The 23,740-nt window shown below is 33.8% G+C and carries 20 protein-coding genes; 15 read left to right on the plus strand and 5 right to left on the minus strand.

All coding sequences use genetic code 11. The features are described 5' to 3' along the window. Positions 1-74: 74 nt before the first annotated feature. Positions 75-503 (minus strand): DM13 domain-containing protein, encoded by a 429-nt coding sequence (locus AL499_RS07310; RefSeq protein WP_002479118.1) that lies wholly within the window; start codon positions 501-503, stop codon positions 75-77. 664 nt (positions 504-1,167) lie between these two features. Here AL499_RS07310 and AL499_RS12665 point away from each other — a divergent pair. Both AL499_RS12665 and AL499_RS07315 read left to right on the plus strand, forming a co-directional pair. After that, on the plus strand, positions 1,168-1,329 hold the full coding sequence (locus AL499_RS12665; protein ID WP_002460879.1) for a hypothetical protein: 162 nt from the start codon (positions 1,168-1,170) through the stop codon (positions 1,327-1,329). Between the two features lie 101 nt (positions 1,330-1,430). Continuing rightward, a complete protein-coding gene (locus AL499_RS07315) occupies positions 1,431-2,042 on the plus strand; it encodes a hypothetical protein (RefSeq protein ID WP_002491984.1) in 612 nt (203 codons plus the stop codon). Positions 2,043-2,187: 145 nt separating this feature from the next. Here AL499_RS07315 and AL499_RS07320 read toward each other — a convergent pair whose 3' ends face one another. Next, positions 2,188-2,382, minus strand: a complete 195-nt coding sequence (locus AL499_RS07320; RefSeq protein ID WP_002460876.1) for a hypothetical protein — start codon at positions 2,380-2,382, stop codon at positions 2,188-2,190. A 233-nt stretch (positions 2,383-2,615) separates the two neighbouring features. Here AL499_RS07320 and AL499_RS07325 point away from each other — a divergent pair, with 233 nt between their 5' ends. Beyond that, positions 2,616-3,407, plus strand: a complete 792-nt coding sequence (locus AL499_RS07325) for a hypothetical protein (protein WP_002491943.1) — start codon at positions 2,616-2,618, stop codon at positions 3,405-3,407. A 263-nt stretch (positions 3,408-3,670) separates the two neighbouring features. Here the strand turns inward: AL499_RS07325 and AL499_RS07330 are convergent, their stop codons facing one another. After that, the gene (locus AL499_RS07330; protein WP_002491968.1) at positions 3,671-4,540 is read right to left on the minus strand and encodes a LysR family transcriptional regulator; all 870 of its coding nucleotides are present in this window, start codon (positions 4,538-4,540) and stop codon (positions 3,671-3,673) included. Positions 4,541-4,676: 136 nt separating this feature from the next. Here AL499_RS07330 and AL499_RS07335 point away from each other — a divergent pair, with 136 nt between their 5' ends. The 5 genes from AL499_RS07335 to thrS all read left to right on the plus strand — a co-directional run bounded on the left by AL499_RS07335 (position 4,677) and on the right by thrS (position 11,521). Next, on the plus strand, positions 4,677-5,714 hold the full coding sequence (locus AL499_RS07335; protein WP_002491988.1) for an ABC transporter ATP-binding protein: 1,038 nt from the start codon (positions 4,677-4,679) through the stop codon (positions 5,712-5,714). A gap of 5 nt (positions 5,715-5,719) precedes the next feature. Beyond that, a complete protein-coding gene (locus tag AL499_RS07340) occupies positions 5,720-6,742 on the plus strand; it encodes an ABC transporter substrate-binding protein (RefSeq protein WP_002491944.1) in 1,023 nt (340 codons plus the stop codon). A gap of 1 nt (position 6,743) precedes the next feature. Next, a complete protein-coding gene (locus AL499_RS07345) occupies positions 6,744-8,402 on the plus strand; it encodes an ABC transporter permease (RefSeq protein WP_002491955.1) in 1,659 nt (552 codons plus the stop codon). A 41-nt stretch (positions 8,403-8,443) separates the two neighbouring features. Beyond that, positions 8,444-9,058, plus strand: coding sequence for a metallophosphoesterase (locus AL499_RS07350; RefSeq protein ID WP_002479110.1), 615 nt, complete (start codon positions 8,444-8,446; stop codon positions 9,056-9,058). 546 nt (positions 9,059-9,604) lie between these two features. After that, complete coding sequence (thrS, locus tag AL499_RS07355) at positions 9,605-11,521, plus strand: threonine--tRNA ligase (RefSeq protein WP_002491985.1); 1,917 nt, start codon at positions 9,605-9,607, stop codon at positions 11,519-11,521. Between the two features lie 198 nt (positions 11,522-11,719). Here thrS and AL499_RS07360 read toward each other — a convergent pair whose 3' ends face one another. Continuing rightward, positions 11,720-13,222 (minus strand): FAD-dependent monooxygenase, encoded by a 1,503-nt coding sequence (locus AL499_RS07360; protein ID WP_002491954.1) that lies wholly within the window; start codon positions 13,220-13,222, stop codon positions 11,720-11,722. 312 nt (positions 13,223-13,534) lie between these two features. Here AL499_RS07360 and brnQ point away from each other — a divergent pair, with 312 nt between their 5' ends. Further along, complete coding sequence (gene brnQ, locus AL499_RS07365; protein WP_002491952.1) at positions 13,535-14,893, plus strand: branched-chain amino acid transport system II carrier protein; 1,359 nt, start codon at positions 13,535-13,537, stop codon at positions 14,891-14,893. Between the two features lie 144 nt (positions 14,894-15,037). On the opposite strand, the gene AL499_RS12670 is transcribed toward brnQ, so the two are convergent. Beyond that, positions 15,038-15,196, minus strand: a complete 159-nt coding sequence (locus AL499_RS12670) for a hypothetical protein (protein ID WP_002460855.1) — start codon at positions 15,194-15,196, stop codon at positions 15,038-15,040. Between the two features lie 313 nt (positions 15,197-15,509). On the opposite strand from AL499_RS12670, the gene AL499_RS07370 reads away from it, so the two are divergent. The 6 genes from AL499_RS07370 to cntA all read left to right on the plus strand — a co-directional run bounded on the left by AL499_RS07370 (position 15,510) and on the right by cntA (position 23,729). Beyond that, positions 15,510-16,238 (plus strand): zinc ribbon domain-containing protein, encoded by a 729-nt coding sequence (locus tag AL499_RS07370; protein ID WP_002491961.1) that lies wholly within the window; start codon positions 15,510-15,512, stop codon positions 16,236-16,238. Positions 16,239-16,251: 13 nt separating this feature from the next. Then, positions 16,252-18,864, plus strand: a complete 2,613-nt coding sequence (locus AL499_RS07375) for an AAA family ATPase (RefSeq protein WP_002491977.1) — start codon at positions 16,252-16,254, stop codon at positions 18,862-18,864. 76 nt (positions 18,865-18,940) lie between these two features. Continuing rightward, on the plus strand, positions 18,941-19,741 hold the full coding sequence (locus AL499_RS07380; protein WP_002491972.1) for a Cof-type HAD-IIB family hydrolase: 801 nt from the start codon (positions 18,941-18,943) through the stop codon (positions 19,739-19,741). Positions 19,742-19,870: 129 nt separating this feature from the next. Then, positions 19,871-21,229, plus strand: coding sequence for an MFS transporter (locus AL499_RS07385; protein ID WP_002479097.1), 1,359 nt, complete (start codon positions 19,871-19,873; stop codon positions 21,227-21,229). Between the two features lie 164 nt (positions 21,230-21,393). Next, on the plus strand, positions 21,394-21,615 hold the full coding sequence (locus AL499_RS07390) for a hypothetical protein (RefSeq protein WP_002460843.1): 222 nt from the start codon (positions 21,394-21,396) through the stop codon (positions 21,613-21,615). 512 nt (positions 21,616-22,127) lie between these two features. Next, positions 22,128-23,729 (plus strand): staphylopine-dependent metal ABC transporter substrate-binding lipoprotein, encoded by a 1,602-nt coding sequence (cntA, locus tag AL499_RS07395; RefSeq protein ID WP_002491963.1) that lies wholly within the window; start codon positions 22,128-22,130, stop codon positions 23,727-23,729. Positions 23,730-23,740: the final 11 nt, after the last annotated feature.

The raw sequence follows: 23,740 nt of genomic DNA on the forward strand, positions 1-23,740 counted from the left end.
GATAGCATGCCTTAATGATAGACGTCTATCTCATCAGTTGTATGATTAATCTATATGTTATTAAAAGGATGTTGTTATTTTATTTTGGCATTTCCAAATACAACATGTGCTTTATCGCAATAAATCGTTACTGTATCGTACGCTTTGACATCGATGCCTTTTAAGTCAAATGTTTGTTCTTTTTCATCATATTTAACTGCATCGATTTTTTTACCGGTTTTAATATCACCATTTTTTGTTAAATAGACATGTAAGTCTGGTCCTTTTGAAGATTTGAAGTCTGTCAGCATTAATTTGTTGTCTTTAATCATTGCCTTTCCTTCAACGGTTTCTTTGTTTTCTCCTTTAAACATTCCTTTTTCTGCAGTTGTATGGTTAGATTTTTGACTTTCCGTTTTTTTCTCATCTTTTTTTGTATCACTGTCATGATTTGAATTTCCACATGCGCCTAATAATAGTGATGTTGCAAGTGCTGTTGATAATAATAAAGTTTTTAATTTCATAATCTATTCCTTCTTTCTTTGTGATGTTTACATGCTTAATCATACGAAGAAAAGATACAAAATCACATTAACTAACTATTAATAATTCTTAACTAATTCTTAAATATAAGGATTGTTAAAATAAAATTTTAATTTAACATATGTATGATTTTTAGCTTTAAATTATTTTGTGGACTTATTATGAAAAGGGTGTAATTGGTTTTACAATATTACTGTGAAGGTGTGTTATTAAAGGAAGTTTAGTCGTTGGATTGAGCGAAGAAGGTTGGGTTGGCAGTGTTTAAGTAAAGATGAACAGCAAACATACATGAGACACGCAATACATAAGTTTAAAGATAGTGCTGCCCATTATACCACCACTGAATTGTCTGAGGTATTCGCATAGCTATAGGGATTAAAATAAGTCTAGGATATAATTTTTTTAGGCGCTAAACGCTATATTGTCAGTAGTTGACGGGATTGAAAATATGCTTTCCATTTTTATTTGTAATTTATGTAAATATAAAATGACAATTGTATGTATTATGATTTAAGTCACAACATACGAGTTGCATATATCTTATACTTAAATGGAAAAGTACATGCTTTATATTGAATTCAAATGTTCAGCGTTAGATATAAAGCATATGATTAAGCTAAAGTCTCTCATCAAAGGAGGATAACGATGTCTAAAAATGTACTAAGAATGCTTATTGCCATGGTTTTTGTTATTTCGACAATTGTCTTTATTGTAAAGCAAGATTGGTTATTTGCGGCAATATTTGGTGTTGTTGTTATTGTCTTTGTACTTAGATGGACAAAAGAGATGAATCAGCATAATAAATGACGAATCAGCTGATAGAAACGATATGCATTGACTGCAATCATGAAGGTAATGAAGATTCAAAGTGTGTTATGACGCACCTTAAATTTAAAGGAGGAACAACCATGAAAGGTAAATACAGCATGATGTTAGTTATATTCGTTACGCTAGGCTGTTATTACATGTTTGGTCTAAATCACAAGTTAGATGTGTGGCTTGAAGACTTCATAAATACACAATCATGGTTGCAGTATATTAGTATCAATGTGTTATTCATGATAATGATGGTACCTTTTTATTTATATATCAGGCGTACGATGCAACAAATCAATCATATCAATACTTTGTTTATGCAAGAAAAAGATAAACCAGATTTTAATATGGAAAAATTTAAAGAAAGTATTGATATTCCAAGTAGTCAGTTTATTTATTTTGCACTATTTCCAATGATTGTGCTGCTAGGGTTAGGCTTAAAAATAGTTAAGCACTACCAGTTTGAAATACCTAGTATAATTGTGATTGCACTGTATGTGATAACATTTATTGCTACGTGTAATTATAGTACTAAATTGATTATGAATATAGTGCACAATCAATGGCTAGGCTATGTAATCATATTCCTTATAGCAGTAATTGTAACCTACTTAACATCAACTGAAGAGCAAATGTTTTTACTTCTTTTTTCAACCGTTAGTTATATTATGGATAAAATCAGTTCGAAACATAATTATGTTTGATGCTATGAACTATATATTGGCAGTAGTTGTCTAGCCCAAAATTAGTAAGAAAATAATAAAGTTTCACATGAAACATAGACGTGGAAAATGATCCTAGTAGAAACCGATAGCGTTTGCGTATTCATGGTAATCACTTTTAACAGAACTATTTATCGTTATTTCTTTTTAAAAAAAGAGACAAGAGTGAAAAAATACCAATAACACATGTAAATCCTAGAGCGCCTACTAAACCTTCCCCAACTGTAATAGGGTTACCTACGATTAATTCAAACAAATAATATGTGACAAAGAATCCAATAAAACAAATCAATAAAGAAAAAATATACATCTTAATTTTCATATATAAAAACAACTCCCTTTAAAAATTTATCACGTTATATCAAACAGTGCAATTTGCTTCTATACTGACTTTTATCACAAAAATGGAAGACACGCTTAAATAATTAAAAATGCATTCGCGGCATAATAAATATAACTATAGAATATGTTTATAAAAATTAGTGGTGATTTAACAAAAATCTTAAACTAAGGTCATATTATTCTTCTATCATTAGTATTAAAGGAGGAATGTATATGAAATTGAAAGGTTTAAAAGTGGGTATAGCTACAACAGTATTATTGATGTGCAGCGGTATTACACATCACTATACATATGCTGCAGCAAATCAATATGAGGTGAAAGTATATGTCGATAGTGATAAAGTGGTCAAAGATAATCGTCATATTAAACATGATGTTTTAGAAGCACTGGGTTCTGAAGATAAAGATGAAGACTTTAACGTCGCTTTTCTTGATAACAAAGAACGTTCAAATTACAAAGATAAAGTCACATATAGACTGCGAAAAAGTGAAAAGGATAAAAAATATGCATTACAGTACAAAAAGCGTTATCCAATCGTAAATAATCAAGTAGATCAAGCAATTAAACAAGCGAAAGCAGACGGTTACAATGGTGACGAGTTTGAAGTTGAGTATGGCGAGAATAGTCAAACACTAAGTGTAACAAAGGAAGCCAAAGCAGATACAGATTTAAAAGGGTTAGAAATGCCTAATGCAGCTCAAAGCTTAACATTATTTAAATCATTTGCCACGAGCCCATACAAAAATAAGCTTGCAGCAATCACACAACCAACATTAATTGGTCCAGTTCATTTCGAACGTCACAAAGGTACTATCAATAATCATGATATTAAAATTGAAAATTGGGATGTAAAAAATCAAAATATCGTTGAAATATCAACTAAAGTGAAAACAGAAGCAGAAGCCAAAAAAGCTCAAAAGGACATCGTTAATAAGCTCAATGATTTAGGTATACACGAGCAACGTGATCAACTTAAAACAAATCTGATATTTGATAATTACTAGACAGACATTGAGGTCTAGTGCAAAATTACAGCAAAAAATCTTTTCTTCGAGCAGGATTTCCTCAATATCCTTATGATAGTAAGAGGTATGATTTGAATGTATGAAAACGGCAATATCTATTGATAGCGTATGTTGCGTTACGTGATCGATTTTATATATAAGACACCTCGTTCATTTAATTTAGTAGTGTTTATTAAATGAGACGATGGTGTCTTATTTTTCTAAACATGTTAACCCGTTTTGATTTTTATCTAAAATGCATGTTAACTTTCGTACATTAATGATATAAAGTTCTGAATAATAGGTGTCATATATTGATCCTCACGATATATTAATGAAATGTGTCTAGGAGCGGGTGCATGGGGAAGTGTTTTAGCGGTGATGTATGGATTGTTACTTAATGCGCGCTCACTAATTAGACTTAAATAATCTGCGTTTTTCAACATTTCTAAAATACTACTTACACTATTGGCTTGCATACGTACTGGTAAATCCACAAAATTTTCTGTTTGCCATTCTTCAATACTTTGTCTAGTAGAACCCCCGCTATGTAATATAAACGGATACTGTGTAATATCGGTCAATGTTAAATGTTCTTGAGCTGCGAGTGGATGGTGGCAATCCATTGCGACCATTAAAGGATTATCAGTAAAGCGCTTGACTTTGATATCGTCGTCATAAAAGCCTTTTTCTGAAATAACGCCGATTTCTATTTCTCGATGACGTAGCTTTTCTATAATATTGGGTGCAGTATCAACTATCAAATCAATTTGAATATGCGGGTAAGCTTGAAGATAGTTTTTAAGTATATGCGGCAAAATGTGATAAACCGGTGCATGACTTGCGCCAATCTTTAAAGTGCCACGCTTAGACTGCCGGTAGTCTTCCAAAATATCTTCTGTTTCCTGCATTAAATACAATAGTTTATTACTGTTACGAAATAGTAATTCTCCAGCTTCAGTGAGTTTAAAATGCTTCCCCTTTTTATGATATAGCGGTGTGCCATAGCGTTGATTTAAATTTTTAAGGTGAAATGTGACAGTAGGTTGTGTAATATTCAGTTTTTCTGCGACCATATTTTCATTTTGATATTCCACAAAATGTTTAAAAATAAGCATTTGTTTTGTATTCATCGGTTAACACTCCAAAATATAAATTTTATCTATATATCTATATAGCTTACATATACTTTTTTGAGGAGACGTTAATATTATATTTAAACTTCGTTAACAATATTTTCCTATAGTTATAAGTGAAAGAGGTGAGAAAGTGGTTTTAGAATTACGTGATATTACAAAGTCCTTTAATTCAAAACAAGTCATTCAAGGAATTGATTTGACTGTAAAACAGGGAACATTTTTGTCACTATTAGGAACATCTGGCTGTGGGAAAACGACGTTATTGCGATTGATAGCTGGCTTGGAAACACCGGATAATGGTGTGATTACTAATGATGACGATGTGTATTTCTCGTCACAGCAACACGCTTTTATGGCACCGGGAGATAGAGATTTAGGCATGGTTTTTCAAGATTTTGCGTTGTGGCCACATATGACAGTGTTTCAAAATGTAGCTTATCCACTAAAGGTAAAGAAAGATACCAATCAATTGAAAGAACGGGTTATGGCTGCTTTGGCAGAAGTGAAGTTAGCGGATCAACATGATAAAGCAATTCATCAATTATCTGGTGGTCAACAACAGCGGGTGTCATTGGCGCGAGCAATTATTTCACAATCGAAATTAATTTTGATGGATGAGCCCTTATCGGCATTAGATGCAGGGTTACGAGAAGACATGCAATTACTCATCAAGCGGCTGATTAAGACTTATGGTATGATGGCTATTTTTGTGACACATGATCAATATGAAGCTATGACGATGTCCGACGAAATTGCTGTGATGAGTGATGGCAAGATTATTCAGCAAGGCGCACCCGAATCATTGTATTACAATCCACAAAGTAAAAAGGTTGCAACATTTATTGGCAAAGGAACCTATATTGAAGGGCAAGTTCAAACGCATATTTTTACTAATAAGCAAGGATTAGAGTTGCCAGTGAATGATGAGATAAAAGAAGGTACATATGGTTTATTGATTCGACCTGAAAATATCCATGTACATGCTGAAGAACAAGAAAATCAAGCAATCATTAAGACAATGCATTTTACAGGAGAAAGATATCAATATACTGCACAACTCGCTAATGAAACTGTGATGTTTTATGATACGCAATTACATGATATTGAAGATACGGTGTATTTAACATTTGATATACCAAAAAATTACTTTATTCATTTGGGGGAATAAAAAACATGAAACAGTTAATCAAATATTTCGTTTTAACGATAGCGGCAGTCTTAGTACTTACGGCATGTCAAAATAAATCAGAAGACGGCAATAACAAGTCCGACTCAAGTTCTGGTGGTAAAGATAAATTGGTTCTTTATGCAGCTGGACCCGATGATTTAGTCAAAGATATGGTAAAAGAATTTGAAAAAGAAAGTGGCAAAAAAGTAGAAGTCTTTCAAGGGACGACGGGCGAAATTTTAGGTCGCTTAGAAGCAGAAAAAGATAATCCGAAAGCGGATGTCGTACAACTCGCATCATTACCTGCTGCACTTGATTATAAGAAAAAAGGCTTAATCGAACCTTACAAAGTTAAGAATCATAATAAATTGTATAAAGATTGGATTGATAGCAAAGGTTATTATTACGGTTTCAGCGGTAGCGCATTAGGCTTGTCATATAATACCAAAGCAGTAAAACAACCACCTAAAGATGTTAAGGATTTAACTAACGCTAAATATAAAAATAAAATTGCGATTCCAGATCCATCAGAATCAGGAACTGCCTTAGATTTATTATCTATAAAAGTGAATAACGAAGGGGATAAAGCTTGGGATGAATATAAAAAATTAAAAGACAATGGTATGAAACAAGCAGGTGCTAATAAACCAGCATTAGAATCAGTTATTAAAGGCGACAATGATGTTGTTTATGGTGGTGTCGATTACATGGTCTATAAAGCTAAAGCGAACGGTGAACCAGTAGATATTAAATATCCAGAATCAGGTACAGCAATTTCACCAAGACCAGCATTTATTTTAAAATCATCAAAACATAAAGAACTGGCCAAACAATACATGGATTATGTCACTGGTAAAAAAGGACAAAAGCAAGTGGATGACCATTATTTAATTCCAGCAGATAAAGCTGCAGAAAAGAAAAAAGGTAAAGCTAAACGTCAAGATATTAAAGAATATAAATATGATTGGGAAAATTTATCAGACAAAAGTGAAAAAGTATTAAAACAATTTACGGAATTGATGAGATAATATGCCACAAAACAAACTCATGTTAAGAACTAATCAAATATTAGCTAGTGTCGTGCTCTTTTTGCTTATTATCATGCCCTTATGTTTAATACTTTTTAAAGGATTTGTACCGTCTGAAGAAAATACTTTTGTAGGTAATATATCACAGTTATTTGAAAGGTATCACTTAAAAATATTATGGAATTCAATTGTTTTAGGTATTTCAGTATTGATTCTAAGTACAGTTATTGCCTTACCATTAAGTTTTATTATGACTAAAACGACGTTAGTAAAACATCAATGGTTAGATATGATGATTATGATTCCATTCATGGTGCCACCATATATTGGTGCTATGGGTTGGATGCTGACAATGCAGCGCAATGGTTTGCTTGAGCAAATTAGTCCTATCTTTGCACATATAACACCGTATTTCTTTAGCTTTTTTGGCATGGTACTTATTATGAGTTGCCATTTAACGCCATTTTTATATGTCATGCTAAAAAATGCTTTACTGACAATACATCAATCACAAGAAGAAGCGGCTGAAATATATGGCGGTTCGTTTATGTATCGTTTTAGAAAAATCATCGTGCCACAATTTATCTCAGGTTACAGCATGGCGGCACTATTAGTATTTGTTAAAACAATTGGAGAGTTTGGAACACCAGTTACAATGGGGAATCGAATTGGCTTTCACGTACTTACTTCAGAAATTCATCACAGTGCGTCGATTTGGCCGATTGATTTTCAACGTGCGGCATTGTTATCGAGTTTGTTATTGGCCGTTAGCATGACCGTATGGGCATTCCAACAATGGGTTCAAACGCGTACTAATATTCAAGCTGATTCTGGTAAAGGTCATCAAGTAAAGATTCATAAAGCATCATCATGGAATATACTATGCTATGCGTTTGTTGTGGTTGAATTGTTTGTGACGATTGTCTTACCGTACGCGAGCATTTTTGTCAGTGCCTTTATGAAAAAGTTAGCTGCTGGCTTTCATTTTAGCAATTTTACAATTAATAATTTTATCAATGTATTGACGGGTAATGGTGGTATTGCACTGTTTAACAGTATCATGCTTGCAACGATAGCAGCGACATTGGCTACTGTCATTGGTTTATGGTGTGTCTTAATTACAAAACACAAAAGTATGCTAAGTCGATTAATTGATTTTACAAGTCTGCTTCCAAATACTGTGCCGGGTATTATTGTTGTGATTGGATTGATATTGTTTTGGAATAACCGATACAACATATTACCTATTTATAATACGATTGCTATTCTGGTGGTTGCTTACACTGTACTTTATATTCCATATGCCGTACAGAATATTAAAAATGTGGAAAGAACGTTAAGCCCTAATTTATATGAAGCAGCTGCAATTTCAGGTAGTCATGGCTGGACATTATTTAGAACGATTACATTACCATTATTGAAACCGGGTATGATATCTGGCTGGATTTTAATATTCTGTATTTCTATGCGTGAATTAGTCGCTTCATTGATGCTACGACCACCGAATACGGATACTTCATCAACATTTATCTATCGCCAGTTTGAACAAGGTGACTCTGCGCAAGGTATGGCGATGGCATTGATGTCCATTGGTATTACATCAGTGATATTAATCGCGTTAGAGGTCTACCAACGAAAAAGCAGTGTCCAGCAGTCTTAGATGTGTAATGGACTCAGTACAAGAGGAGTTGATACAAGCGTATGCCGCAACGAATATTAGTTGCCTCAGATATTCATGGTCATGGAGATGCTTTAATCAAGCTACTAAGTGAGGCAGTATATAATGCAGAAACAGACCAACTCGTATTACTTGGAGACTATGTAAATAATGGTCCAGATTCGGTTGGGACATTACGGTTAGTTCAAAAATTAGTCAACAAAGGAGCTATAGCGCTTGTTGGAAATCATGAATTACGTTGGTTAGAAAGACAGGATAGCGAGGCACAGGCTTGGCATAAATTTTTGAGTGGACTGCCGTATATCAAAGTGTTAGATTCATACATCTTTGTGCATGCTGGTATCGATGTGCGGGTCCCCATAGATAAACAGCAGTGTGAACATGTAACTGCGCATCATTCAGTAGCATTAAATCAGCATCAAATCAAAGGCAAAACAATTATCCATGGCCATGTGCCAAATTATAAATTGGGTTATTCAAAAGAAGAAATCCATATTGAAAACGGCATGATAGATATTGATACAGGGGCAGGACATAATATGTATTTGACACTAGTAGATTTGACAAATGCATGCAGCTATAGTGTTAATGTATCACACAAAGATGGTACGATTCGTAAACGACATCTAATGCTGTGATAGATACTGTAAAAAATAAGCGTTAAAATTGCTTCGACAAACCAAGCATCTGTAACATCATTTTTTTAAGATCTAAACGATATATTGGCAGTAGTTGACTGGATTGAAAGTACGCTGGATACCAAGCTTTTTCAATCCTGGTCAACCGTGCTGGGGCGGGACTACGAATTCATTATGAATGCTGTCTTGCTTCCTAAGTCATTGTTTAAAATATGAATTTTCTTTTAAATATTCTGACATCAGATTGACTATCTTTATTAATAGGTATATGATGATAAAAAATCAATATTATTTAAAGGACACGAACTTTATGGACGATTTTCAGAGAGGGAATGGCAGCTGAAAGATTCCTAAATCATAAATGAAGTTTACTACCTTATATCATTTACATGGAAACATGTAACGTTTCATGTGCGTTAATACATGACTAGAGTGTCATCTTATTTAAGATGGAATTTTGGGTGGAACCACGGGTAATAATAGACTCGTCCCTTGTTTAGGGACGGGTTTTTTATTTATATATCAAATTTTTAAGGAGAGATTATCATGTCTAATCAACGAATCAATATTCAGTTCCCAGATGGAAGTCAAAAAGCGTATGAACAAGGCGTCTTAGCGCGCGATGTTGCTAAATCAATCAGTACGTCTTTATTTAAAGCGGCAGTCGTATGTCGTGTGAATGGAACGTTAGTTGATTTGACCTACCCGCTCCAAGAAGATTGTGAACTCACTTTCTATACATTAGAAGATGCTGAAGGTATAGAAGCGATGAGACACACTGCCGCCCATGTACTAGCACAAGCATTAACTCGATTATATCCTCAAGTCTTATTGACAATAGGACCAGTCATCGACAATGGATTCTACTATGACATAGACTTGGATGAATCAATCAGTGAAGTCGATTTAAATAAAATCGAAAAAGAAATGAAGAAAATTCAAAGTGAAAATTTAGACATTGTAAAAGAAAATGTCAGCTATGACGAAGCAAAAGCTTTATTCAAAGATAATCCGTATAAGTTAGAGATTATTGAGCAATATCAAGGTGAACAACTATCAGTATATCGCCAAGGTGAATTCTTAGATTTATGTGTTGGACCACACGTGCCAAATACAAAATTTGTGAAACATGTTAAGTTAACTAAAGTTTCCGGTGCTTATTGGAGAGGCGATAGTGATAACAAAATGCTTCAACGTATTTATGGTGTGGCTTTCCAATCACAAGCGCAGTTAGATGACTATTTTGAATTTTTAAGAGAAGCAGAAGCACGCAATCACAGAAAATTAGGTAAACAGTTAAAATTATTTATGTTCTCTGAAGAAGCACCTGGCATGCCTTTCTATTTGTCAAATGGTCAATTTGTGCGTAATCAAATGGAGAATTTCCTGAGAGAAATTCAATTGAAAAATGATTATGATGAAGTGAGAACACCACTTATGATGAATCAAAAACTATGGGAAGAATCTGGACATTGGGATCACTATCATGAAAATATGTACTTCACAAAAGTAGATGAAAATGATTATGCTTTAAAACCAATGAATTGTCCGGGTCATATGTTAATTTTCAAAAATGAACTTAGATCTTATAAAGATTTACCATTAAGAATGGCAGAGTTTGGACAAGTACATCGCCATGAGTTTAGTGGGGCGTTAAATGGATTATTACGTGTAAGAACATTTTGCCAAGATGATGCACATATCTTTATTATGAAATCTCAAATTAAATCAGAAGTAGAAGATATACTAAAATTAATTGATTATATTTATTCAGTGTTTGGCTTCACATATAGTATCGAGTTATCGACACGTCCAGAAGATTATTTAGGTGAATTAAAATTATGGAATGAAGCGGAACAATCTTTAGCCAATGTGCTTGATGAATTAGGGTTAAAATATACAATTAATGAAGGTGATGGTGCATTCTATGGCCCTAAAATTGATGTGCATATTAAAGATGCATTAAACCGAAGTCATCAATGTGCAACAGTTCAACTTGATTTCCAAATGCCAGAAAAATTTGATCTTACTTATATTAATGAACAAAATGAAAAAGAACGTCCTGTTGTATTACACAGAGCGATATTCGGTTCTTTAGATCGCTTCTTTGGTATCTTAATTGAACACTTTAAAGGAGCGTTCCCACTTTGGATGGCACCTGTTCAAGTAAATATCATCGGTGTGTCTGACAATAACACAGCCTATGTGAATAAAGTATTTGAAGCGTTACAAAATAATAATATTCGTGTGGTTATTGACGATAGAGATGAAAAATTAGGTAAAAAAATTAGAGAAAGCCAAATGAAAAAAATTCCATACACTTTAGTGCTTGGAGACCATGAACAAGAGAATAATGTTGTTTCAGCAAGAAAATATTCGCATGAAGATAATGAAGTGATGGATATTCAAGCCTTTATTGCACAACTACAAGAAGAAGTAGAAAGTAAAGCACTACTTGTATAAGACATAAGTACTGTTGTGTTAAGTTTAAATTCTACTAACAATGAGATGCACTCCAAAAGTTAGACTGAAAATCTAACCTTGAGGAGTGCATTTTTGCGGATAAATATTTAATATTACGCTAATTTTAAGACACTACTGAAAAATATTTTATGTGTTAGCTTCAGCAATAGGTATCCTTATGTTTAAAGTACCTAATATTTAGGGTTTAATGTGATATTTTTCAATCATCTGTTTAAGTGGTTCTACATCATATGAATTTGTAGCCACTGAAATATAGCCATCTGGTCGTACTAAAAATACAGCATCACGTTGAATGTCTTTTTGGGACATCTGTGTAACCCAAGGGATATGGTAAATCGGTAATTGTGAATCATATGCGAACTGTTTTAATTCTTGTGTTAATTTGCCATAAATATGGATTTGCCAAGTTCGAGATTTTAGAGGTTCGAAATTATCGATTGAATCAATATGAATCCATGGAAGACGATCGCCGCCAGCAATGTTCCCATAATTTCCTGTACTTAAATCACTGTGTTTATAATGAATAGCTGTTTGAGATATCGTTTTATACAGCTTTTTCTTCAAAATATCCAAATGTAATAAAGTAGGGAAGATATAGGGAATAATCCAATCTTTCACGACTTGACTATTCGCCATAAATTTAAATCCTGTATCAGTAGTGTTCACTAATTTTTTTGCAAATTCAATGCGTTCAGGTTCATACGTATCTAAAATTGATTTATCAGCTTTTCCTTGGATGACGTTACTTAGCTTCCAAGCTAAGTTGAAGGCGTCGCTAATGCCTGTATTCATACCTTGACCACCAGCGGGACTATGAATATGTCCTGCATCACCACAAATAAAGGCACGATTTACTCTAAAATGTTCTGCTACTCTATGATGTGAGCGGTAAGATGAATACCAATTAATGTTTTTAATGTGTATAGGTAAGATATTTTCGGCAAATGGTATAAGTGGTTTAAATGATTCAGGCGGTTCACCATTGGTCTTTACCTCTTCGGGGATAATACCAATGAGGCGTAATTGTTCTGTTGTTCTAATAGGAAAACCAACACAGAAATGATTACCATGAAAGCCCATACTAGCACCATCTAATTGTGTGTTCGTTTCAACGTCCGCAACATAAAAGAGTTGTGTGTATGTTCCGCCAGGGAAACCGATATCAAGTCGTTTTCTTACGGTGCTACTGGCACCATCACAACCACAAATGTAATTGAATGTTTCAGTTACTTCTTCACCATTAGGTTGTTGAAATGTCGCACTTATAAATGTCTCGTTGTCATCAAATGATATAAGTTCATGTTCCCAACATACTTGTCCACCGACTTTTTCTAATTCTTCTACAAGAATTTGTTCATGAATATCTTGTGGTAAAGTTAATACATATGGATAAGGACTTACGCCTTTTCCTTTCTTTGCAATCGGTAATTTGCCAACAGGACGTTTATCTTTATATACATTAAAATGTTGAATTGGTATGCCTGCTTCAACAATCTTATCGTCGAAACCATATTGACGGTAGAATTCAAGTACACGTGACTGAACGACCATGGCTCTTGAAGCTGTACCGGGGCCTTTATTTTTATCAATCAGCTTATATGATATACCTTGGGCACTTAAAGCAATGGCTAATGCCAATCCACTAGGTCCAGCGCCTACAATTAAAACATCGTTTGACATGGCATTCTCTCCTTATTCGGATATTTTTATAATTATTCCCATAAGCACTATACATTAAGCATGATAGCAAGAATAAGGTGATGTTAACCGAGGTTAATGTCTTAGAAAAGGCATACATAGAAGTTAAAATTTAATGAAAGCTAAAATGTTGAAAAGGTCAATTCAGTGAGATTTTGATGCAATTTAGTAAGATTAAATTTACAATTTGAGAGAAAATACATCTTTTTTAAAAATTTATTGAATAATCTGAACAAATAGACAATAAAACCATGTATAATAACAAATATCACATAAATAGGAGACCCAAGAATTATGAAGAATCATACATTAACGTTAAAACAAAATATATTTATTGGTTCGATGTTGTTTGGTTTGTTCTTTGGTGCTGGAAACTTAATATTTCCAATCCATCTCGGTCAAACGGCAGGCGCAAATGTTTGGTTGGCCAATTTAGGTTTTTTAATTACAGCGATTGGTTTACCATTTTTAGGCATTATTGCAATAGGAGTATCAAAAACCAATGGTGTCTTTGAAATTGCTTCAAGAGTAAGTACAAGTTATGCATACATATTTACAATCGGGTTATATCTCGTTATAGGACCGTTCTTTGCTTTACCAAGATTAGCAACAACATCCTTTGAAATTGCTTTTTCTCCATTTATTTCACCAAGTACTGCAAAGATATTACTACCAATATTTAGTATTGTATTCTTTGTTTTAGCATGGCTGTTCGCTAGAAAACCATCTAAAATATTAGATTATATTGGTAAATTTTTAAATCCTATATTTTTAATATTATTAGGTATTGTCGTCATTTTGGCATTTATCCATCCAATGGGTAGCATCAATCATGCATCGATTAGTCCAGATTATAAGCATGGCGCAGTACTTAAAGGCTTTATTGATGGCTACAATACGTTAGATGCTTTAGCGTCATTGGCATTTGGTATTATTATCGTCTCAACTATTAAAAAATTAGGTATTTCAAACCCCAATACGATTGCTAAAGAAACCTTTAAATCTGGAACAATTAGTATTGTTGCAATGGGTGTTATATATACGTTATTAGCGGTGATGGGAACGATGAGTTTAGGCCATTTCAAAGTAAGTGAGAATGGTGGTATAGCATTGGCACAAATCGCTCAATACTATCTAGGTGATTACGGCATTATTATTTTATCGTTAATCATTATTGTTGCTTGTTTAAAAACGGCTATTGGCTTAATAACTGCATTCTCTGAGACATTTACAGAATTATTTCCTAAACAAAATTATTTAGCTATTGCTACGATAGTTAGCGTTCTAGCCTGCATCTTTGCGAATGTAGGATTAACGAAGATTATTATGTATTCAATACCAGTATTAATGTTTATTTATCCTTTAGCAATTACATTAATCTTATTGACATTAATCAGTCCACTATTTAATCATTCAACAACTGTTTATCGCTTTACGACATTCTTTACAATGATTGCTGCGTTAATTGATGGTATAAAGGCAAGTCCAGAATTCTTTGTAAACACAAGTTTCGCACATTGGTTAATTGCGCTAGGTGAGCATTACTTACCATTATTTGACATAGGCATGGGTTGGATGTTGCCGGCACTTATAGGCTTTATTATCGGACTCATCGTTTATAAAATTCGCTTACCAAGACAACCACAAACATAAGAAAAATAACTTAAAAACTTGTTGAATAACTGTGCATTGGCAGTGTTCAACAAGTTTTTTCAATCCTAGTCAACCTTGCTGGGGCGGGACTACGAATTCATAATGAATGCGATTCCGCTCCCTTGTAATAACGAAGCATTAATATTACTTATTATCTCTTTTATTGAAAATTATATATAGTAAAAATCCTAAAGCTAACCCTAAAAATGCGCCTGCTACAATTTCTTTAAATATTAATCCTAATCCTAAACCCAAAAACAAGCCACATGGAATAAAAAAGCTATTGTGATTATTTATTTTCATATTTTAAATAATACCTTCTTTATAATAATATACCATTATTAGAGTCGCTATTTTCTATCTTAGGATTAGATTTTATATTATTAGCGAATGTAATCACTTAATAATCATCTTTCACAGTTGCTCATTCATTGCCAATAATTGGTAAAAAGAATGCGCTGTTTTTTTAAAATTTCAGTTAAATGTGAAGCATCATAATTTTTGTAATAAGGTACTGACAACGGCACAAAACTTTATTAAAATATTATATATATTCAAAAAACAAAAATTGTCTTGTTATTCATTTGACATAGACTTTATTCAGGGGTGAACTTTAATGAAGTGTAAGCAATGTGGGACAGAATTTAATCATTTCCAACAACACTGCCCGACGTGTGGTGAACCGATACAAGTTGATACAACATCAAATCAGCAACAAACTTCTAAGCAATCTCAGAAACGTGATATTAGAAGTCAGTTTGGCGCAGGTGCACAACAGCATAAAAAACGACCTGATCAGCAACAAGAAGCAAGCCATGACAGTGATGTAAAAGAGCAAGTTGGCGCATCATCAACTACAGATGAAGCGAATACACATTCAACAGAGTCTCAAGAGCAATTCGGTGCACATTCAGGTGATCATGCATCACACGTATCGAAGAACGATTTTGGTGCTTCTTCGACGGATTCAGTTTCAACAGGATTTTTGGATGTCGTTAAAAACATCTTTAAATTAGATGATACCGCGGCATGGACTAAACGTATCATTATTTCAATTGCGTTTTTTGTGTTTTATGTATTTTTCATTCATATAACATATAATATGATAATATTTATCTTGAATGTGCTATTATTCCCATTTGTGATGTGTGTTGTTGATCACGTACTTAGTAAAGTATTTAAGAAATCAAGTTATGCATACGATATTCAACAACATGGTTTTGCCATAGCTACTGGAAAAGTTGCACTTAAATACATATTCTTATTATTTATATGGAACTTTTCGTGGATTCTTGGCATTCTTTCGTTTATTTATCTCTATTCATTGGCAAAAAAACTAGGTTAAGGGAGTCATAACAATGAAAAAACCAATACTTGTTGGCAAAGGGTTTCGTCGAATTAGTTTTGAAAAATTAGTACTAGAAACGCTCATCCCGGATGACAGCACAATTGTATTTGAGTCTTTAGGAGACCAAAAGCACTATTTCAATCAAGGTATGCAATTTCAAAATATGCGCTTTAAATTACGAGGTAACAGTTTACCTGAAGATACAGTGATTGATTCTTGGTTTTATATTGAGAACTGTAATGCTGTTATAGAGAATTTAACAATTGATAATTCACAGCCTAATGATCATGCGCTAAATATACATAATAGTCATGTGACAATAAATAATGTCATTTTAAAGGGGAAGCAAGCTATTGCACTATATATAGATCAAAACAGCAGTGTGTCTATTAATGAAGTGACGGTAGATACTCATGCTGAAGAGGAAATTAGTGGAATATTTGTAGATAATGGTTCACGTGCTCAAATTAATCAGTCTTTAATGAATGGATTAACAGCGAATCAAGATGCATATATTGAAGTCAACCATAGTCTATCGACTGAAACAGTATGTGCGCAGCAAGAAGGTAGAATCAACGCAAATGATTTATATATCGATAAGACAGAGGAAACCATAGACATCATGTTGTTCAGTCATGGACAAATGTATATTGATGGACTAACTATTGTTTCGGGAAGCTCTGAAGCATATTTAGAAGAAGGCTATCTATCGTTACAACATGTTAATACCGAAAATACTAATGGATTTCTTGTTAATATAGACAATTTTTCAGACGCTGAAGGAGAAGGCTTTGAAGTCATTAATAGAGATGAATATCAGCGCCAGTTAAATGATCAGGGAGCATATGCACAGAATGTAGATGACAATATAGGACAAGAAGACGTTGATACTCAATTTGACGAATTCTATGAAGACGATACAGTAAATGAATCAGAGAATGATAGTTATGAAGATACTATGGATGCGTTTGATGAAGAAGCAATGCCTGAAGAACAAGGTGCATTAGATGCGATACATGAGCTTATTGGCTTGGATGGTGTTAAAAAAGCAGTAGAAAAATTTATTAATATTTCTAAAATAAATAAAATCAAACAACAAAAAGGGTTGCAACCAAATATGCCAGCCATGCATTCGTTATTTATTGGGAATCCAGGTACCGGTAAAACAACGGTTGCGCGTTTGATGGCACAAGCATTATATGAAGAACAAGTCATTAAAGAAAACAATTTTGTTGAAGTTTCACGTCAAGATCTCGTATCAGAATATATTGGTAGAACTGCAACACAAACGTTGGAAGTGCTAGAAAGCGCTAAAAATGGTGTATTGTTTATTGATGAAGCATATACTTTGGTTAGCGAGGGAGATAAAGGATTTGGTCAAGAAGCAATAGATACAATTCTTAAATATATGGAAGATCATAGAGAAGAAATCATGATTATTTTTGCAGGCTATACCAATGAAATGATTACTTTTAAAAACTCTAATCCAGGTCTCGCCTCAAGAATACCTCACACATTTGATTTTGAAGACTACAAGTTACCTCAACTTGTACAAATTGGTGAAGCTGATTTAATAAATAAAGGTTATGTATTTGACGCTGATCACTATCAAAAAGCCTTGGCCAATGAATATCGACATAATTTTGATAATAGTAATGGACGCTGGGTTCGAAATTTCAATGAAAAATTAACGTCAGAACAAATACAACGTATTTCTGAAAGCGGTGAATATATAGATGATGAAGCACTAATGACTATTACAGATGAAGACTTTTCGATGTTTTCATCACAAGATGATGGTTCAGATGAAACGTTACATGATTTATTAGAAGAGTTACATCAGCTCATCGGCTTAGCTAACGTCAAACAACACGTAGATAAAATTATTAATGAAGTAAAATTCAATAAATTATTAGAAGAACAAGGCAAAGTTACGACGCATAGTAATTATCATATGATTTTTACTGGTGCTCCAGGTACCGGGAAAACGACTGTTGCTAGATTATTAGCACAAATATTTAAACATTTAGGTCTATTGTCAAAAGGTCATTTAATTGAAACAGAGCGCAGTAAGTTGATTGGTAATTATATCGGTCAAACGGAAAAGAATACAAAACAAGCAGTCGAACAGGCAATGGGCGGAGTATTATTTATCGATGAAGCTTATCAATTAACGCCAAAAGGTCAAAGTGACAATGACTTTGGTAGTCAGGCAATTGAAACATTGATTACGGAATTAGAAAATAATCGTGATAAGTTTATTGCTATCTTTGCCGGCTATAACGATGATATGCAGCGCTTTCTAGAATCAAATGAAGGCTTAAAGTCACGTGTTCCTTATCAATTACACTTTGAAGATTACAGTCCAGAAGAAGTGGCTGATATTGTTGTAATGACATTAATAAAAGAAGATTGGCAATTTGATGAAACCTTATTAAGAGAAATTGTGGAAGAACGATATGCGAATATTGAAGAATCACAAAAGTCCAATGGTCGTTGGGCACGTAATTTCGTTCAAGAACTATTAGTTAGACATAAAAACAAAGTAATCCAAACAGCTACACCTGATGCTGATTTAACAACAATTAGCAATGAAACAATTCTAGAAATGCAGGAAGTATAACATACGCCTTCATCGAGATGAACAGCACATTTTGATGAAGGCTTTATTAATAAATAACACATGGGAGGAAATACATATGTTTAAATTAGTTGTGACAGATATGGATGGCACGTTTTTAAATGCACAAGGTACGTTTAATAAGGCGCATTTTCAAGCATTATTAGCACCAATGAAAGCCCAAGGTATCCGTTTTGCGTTTTGTACTGGGAAGCAGGTGGAACGTGTAGAAGCAGTTGTGGGAGATTTGTCACAAGATTTATTTATTATTGGTGACAGTGCGACACGTATTCAGTTGAACGGGGAGAATATCTATACGAAAACATTAGATTCAGCAGTAGGTCAACAATTGATCAATAAAATTAAAAAGATAGATCCAGAGCTTACTATCATTGTTTGTACACCGGAAACGGCCTATGTAGAAAATAGCGTGAGAGACCAAGATAAGTCAATGGTCTTTGGTTCATATGAACAGGTCACTTTTGTGGATGACTTGGCTAATTTGACTGCACCAATATTAAAAATTACGATTTATGATCACAAAGCGCAATGTTTTAACCACGTCAATGATTTAGCAGAATTCCAAGATGACTTGTATATTGTAGCTGCAGAAGAAAGTTGGATTGATATTACTGATAAAGCTGTTGACAAAGGTACGACAATTCAATTTTTACAGAGTCTGCTTAATATTCCTGCCGATGAGACGATTGTCTTTGGCGATGGATATAATGATATGCCTTTATTTGAAAATGCAGCCTATAAAGTGGCGATGGATAATGCCTATCCAGAGCTAAAAGAAAAAGCAAACCTTATTGCACTTAATCATAATCAAGACGGTGTTGTTACAACATTAAACGTATTGTTAAAATTGGCACGATAATATATCGCTCATACAGTTGATTCTCAGTAGACACTTGTTCATCTTAACGGAATGTTAATGTTCAATTCATCTGGACTTAAAAATCGTTGCGTACGCTTAAATTAATCATAATTTAAGGGAATGATACATGTGGAAATTGTAAAGTCAAAAGAGGATTTATTTCGTATTATTGATCATGCAGATGAACAATATACATCCAAAATGTTATTATTTATGATTTTAGGAACGATTTTTCTAGATGCTTATGATATTACGATTCTAGGCACAATGACGGATCAACTTACGCAACAATTTCATTTATCTCCAACAATGTTATCCACGGTTATGACGTCTTTACCCATTGGTGCTTTGATTGGTGCTATTTTTGGTGGTGTCTTCGCACATCGATTTGGGCGCAAACGTATTTTATCGATATCGTTATTAGCGCTAGTAATCACTTCTTTAGGTGCAGCTTTATCTCCAAATTTAACAATCTTATTGCTTTGCCGTTTTCTAATGGGGATGGCAATTGGAATGGACAGCCCAGTTGCCTTTACCTTTATTGCAGAAATAAGTAATCGCGCGCAAAAAGGCCGTAACGTCAATTATTGGCAAGTCGTATGGTATGTTGCCATTGTTACGTCATCACTATGTGTGATTGCATTCTTCTTAATGGGTACAGGTAGTCATCTATGGCGTGTAGCAGTTGGATTTGGTGCTATTATAGCTTTAGTGCTTTATCTATTAAGGTTAAAATTCTTACATGAGAGTCCAACGTGGATGATTAACCACTACTCACTAGGTCAAGCAGCCGACTATATTCGTCAAAAGTATCATGTCGATATTCAATTAGCATCTAATCAGACGAATGACGTTAGCTCTCAAGAACGACAGCCATCAGCACGCGCATTGTTTCAACCTAAATATGGTAAAAGATTATTATTAGCAACAGCTATATCAACACTTCAAGGCATGCAATATTATGCCGTTGGTTTATATATTCCTATTATAGCTACGTACATTATTAGTAAAGAAAAATTAGGTGTTTTACTAGGTACGGCGATTGTTAATATTGCAGGTATTGTAGGAGCATACTTTGGTGCACAATTAACTTATCGCTTAGGCACACGTAAACTAACAATCATTGGTTTTGCTTTAGTATTAATTGCGATGGTCATGACAGGTGTCTTCTATCATTTATTACCAATGATTTTAAATACATTTCTTATTGCTTTATTTTTATTCGGACATTCAGGTGGGCCAGGGACACAAGGGAAAACCATTGGCGCGTTATCATTCCCTACATATTTGCGGTCGCAAGCAACTGGATTTGTCGAAGCAGTCAGTCGTACGGGAAGTATTATTGGGACATTTATTTTCCCTATCATTCTAGCTGCAGTAGGCCTTACCAACACCATGTTAATCTTAAGTATCGTACCATTAGTTGGATTAATTATTACAAGCGCAATCAAATGGGAACCTGTAGGGAAAAATGTTGAAGTAGAATAGAAAAGATATACCATGCGTACCTGTGTAGCAGCATTATTACTGTTACATAGGTATTTTAACAAATAGAAACTAAAATATTTTGTGATTGATGTCTCAAGCTTTTTTAAAATTTCATGATAAGTTTTAAAATATGAGGGGTATATATACAAAAGGGGGGCGGTATTATGAAATTTTATAGATTAGACTATCAACATCATAAAGATATAGTTGATGAAAATATTTTAACGGTCTTTGTTGTGGCGCAAAATAAAGGGGAAGTAGAACAGCTTGCCAAAAAGTTGCGCTATGCTGTGGAAAATATTACGAAACTAACGGAAAAAGAATTTAAGAAAGAGAAAGAAACGAATGAACATTTTAGATTAGAGTATGCTGAGAACTATTTATAATGGATATAATCTGTCATAGATATCGTTAACATGACACATCTATCAAAATGATACTGACTGTGAACTTAACTAAGTTCGCAGTCTTTTTTTCTAATTTAGGTTTCTATATGGCTTAACTGCAATAAATAATATAGCAATGGGTAAGACTTCGGGTTGTCTACCTTGATGCTGCATGCATATTTTGTATAGTCAAATTGAAATCTATATAACGAGTATTATCACTTTTAGTAAGCATAATAGCATAAAACTAATTTTATTAAAGAATGCTTATCTAAAAGGGACAAAATGAAAAGCGATAGTTATATTTTTAGAAATATCTACCTACAAGATTTAAGCATGTAAAATCTGACTACCTTTATCGGTCCTAAAGGAATTAAAACAATAAAATATTAAATTATTTTAATAATGATTGACAAGTGCATAGAAAATATTAATAATTGTTAATAAGAATCATTTCGTTTTAAAAGATTAGAAATGAAATAATCATTTTCAACATAGAAAGAGGCAAAGAAATGAATAAACTTAGTAAAATAACAGTCACGTTGCTTGCATCTGGGATGATTTTGGCGGGGTGCAGTGATAACAAAGCTTTAGAGAATAAGAAATCAGAGAAGACGTTGAGTTATACAACGGTTAAAGATATTGGGGATATGAACCCACATGTATATGGTGGTTCTATGTCGGCAGAAAGTATGTTGTATGAGCCGTTAGTACGTAACACGAAAGATGGTATCAAGCCATTATTGGCAAAGAAATGGGATATATCTGCTGATGGTAAGACCTACACTTTCCATTTGCGTGATGATGTTAAGTTTCATGATGGTACAAAATTTGATGCTGAAGCGGTAAAGAAAAATATAGATGCTGTACAGCAAAATAAGAAATTACATGCCTGGCTAAAATTATCAACATTGATTGATGATGTGAAAGTTAAAGATACATATACGGTTCAACTTCATTTAAAAGAAGCATATCAACCTGCGTTAGCTGAGCTTGCGATGCCAAGACCATATGTGTTTGTATCACCGAAAGATTTTAAAAATGGTACAACAAAAGATGGTGTGAAAGCCTTTGATGGTACCGGACCTTTTAAAATGGGCAAACATAAAAAAGATGAGCAGGCTAACTTCAATAAAAATAATGACTATTGGGGCACTAAGCCAAAATTAAATCAAGTACAGGCTAAAGTGATGCCTGCTGGGGAGACGGCATTCTTATCAATGAAAAAAGGCGAAACTAACTTTGCATTCACCGACGATCGAGGTACAGATAGTTTAGACAAAGATTCACTAAAACAGCTTAAAGATACCGGAAATTATCAAGTGAAACGCAGCCAAGCAATGAACACAAAAATGCTAGTTGTTAATTCAGGTAGTAAAGATAGTGCTGTAAAAGATAAAACGGTACGTCAAGCGCTAGGTCACTTAGTAAATAGAAATAAGATTGCGACAGATATTTTAGATAAACAAGAAAAGCCAGCCACACAATTGTTTGCAAAAAATGTCACTGACATTAACTTTAATATGCCTACACGTCAATTTGATACGCATAAAGCACAACAATTATTAGATAAAGCGGGTTGGAAAGCATCGTCTAAAGAGGGTAGTATTCGTGAAAAAGAGGGTAAGTCACTTGAACTAGCCTTGTACTATGACAAAGGTTCATCAAGTCAAAAGGAACAAGCAGAATTTTTACAAGCAGAATTTAAAAAGGTGGGTATCAAGCTAAATATTAATGGTGAAACGTCTGACAAAGTTGCGGAACGCCGAACTTCAGGTGACTATGATTTAATGTTTAATCAAACATGGGGCTTATTATATGACCCACAAAGTACAATTGCTGCATTTAAAGCGAAAAATGGTTATGAAAGTGCGACATCAGGTATTGCGCACAAAGATGCATTATATCGTGATATAGACGCTGCATTTAAGATACAAAATGATAAACAGCGTTCTGCTAAATATCAACACATTTTGAAACAAATGGATGATGAAGGCATTTTCATTCCAATTTCTCACGGAAGAATGACTGTCGTCGCACCAAAAGATTTAGAAAAGGTTTCATTTACCCAATCACAATATGAATTACCATTTAACGAGATGCAATATAAATAAAGGAGCGTCAT

It is taken from the genome of Staphylococcus lugdunensis, from assembly GCF_001558775.1.
Taxonomy (GTDB): domain Bacteria; phylum Bacillota; class Bacilli; order Staphylococcales; family Staphylococcaceae; genus Staphylococcus; species Staphylococcus lugdunensis.

Coding starts and splice junctions, on each gene's coding strand:
- AL499_RS07310 (WP_002479118.1), bottom strand. CDS start 503: ATGAAATTAAAAACTTTATTATTATCAACAGCACTTGCAACATCACTA.
- AL499_RS12665 (WP_002460879.1), top strand. CDS start 1,168: ATGTCTAAAAATGTACTAAGAATGCTTATTGCCATGGTTTTTGTTATT.
- AL499_RS07315 (WP_002491984.1), top strand. CDS start 1,431: ATGAAAGGTAAATACAGCATGATGTTAGTTATATTCGTTACGCTAGGC.
- AL499_RS07320 (WP_002460876.1), bottom strand. CDS start 2,382: ATGAAAATTAAGATGTATATTTTTTCTTTATTGATTTGTTTTATTGGA.
- AL499_RS07325 (WP_002491943.1), top strand. CDS start 2,616: ATGAAATTGAAAGGTTTAAAAGTGGGTATAGCTACAACAGTATTATTG.
- AL499_RS07330 (WP_002491968.1), bottom strand. CDS start 4,540: ATGAATACAAAACAAATGCTTATTTTTAAACATTTTGTGGAATATCAA.
- AL499_RS07340 (WP_002491944.1), top strand. CDS start 5,720: ATGAAACAGTTAATCAAATATTTCGTTTTAACGATAGCGGCAGTCTTA.
- AL499_RS07345 (WP_002491955.1), top strand. CDS start 6,744: ATGCCACAAAACAAACTCATGTTAAGAACTAATCAAATATTAGCTAGT.
- AL499_RS07350 (WP_002479110.1), top strand. CDS start 8,444: ATGCCGCAACGAATATTAGTTGCCTCAGATATTCATGGTCATGGAGAT.
- thrS (WP_002491985.1), top strand. CDS start 9,605: ATGTCTAATCAACGAATCAATATTCAGTTCCCAGATGGAAGTCAAAAA.
- AL499_RS07360 (WP_002491954.1), bottom strand. CDS start 13,222: ATGTCAAACGATGTTTTAATTGTAGGCGCTGGACCTAGTGGATTGGCA.
- brnQ (WP_002491952.1), top strand. CDS start 13,535: ATGAAGAATCATACATTAACGTTAAAACAAAATATATTTATTGGTTCG.
- AL499_RS12670 (WP_002460855.1), bottom strand. CDS start 15,196: ATGAAAATAAATAATCACAATAGCTTTTTTATTCCATGTGGCTTGTTT.
- AL499_RS07370 (WP_002491961.1), top strand. CDS start 15,510: ATGAAGTGTAAGCAATGTGGGACAGAATTTAATCATTTCCAACAACAC.
- AL499_RS07375 (WP_002491977.1), top strand. CDS start 16,252: ATGAAAAAACCAATACTTGTTGGCAAAGGGTTTCGTCGAATTAGTTTT.
- AL499_RS07380 (WP_002491972.1), top strand. CDS start 18,941: ATGTTTAAATTAGTTGTGACAGATATGGATGGCACGTTTTTAAATGCA.
- AL499_RS07390 (WP_002460843.1), top strand. CDS start 21,394: ATGAAATTTTATAGATTAGACTATCAACATCATAAAGATATAGTTGAT.
- cntA (WP_002491963.1), top strand. CDS start 22,128: ATGAATAAACTTAGTAAAATAACAGTCACGTTGCTTGCATCTGGGATG.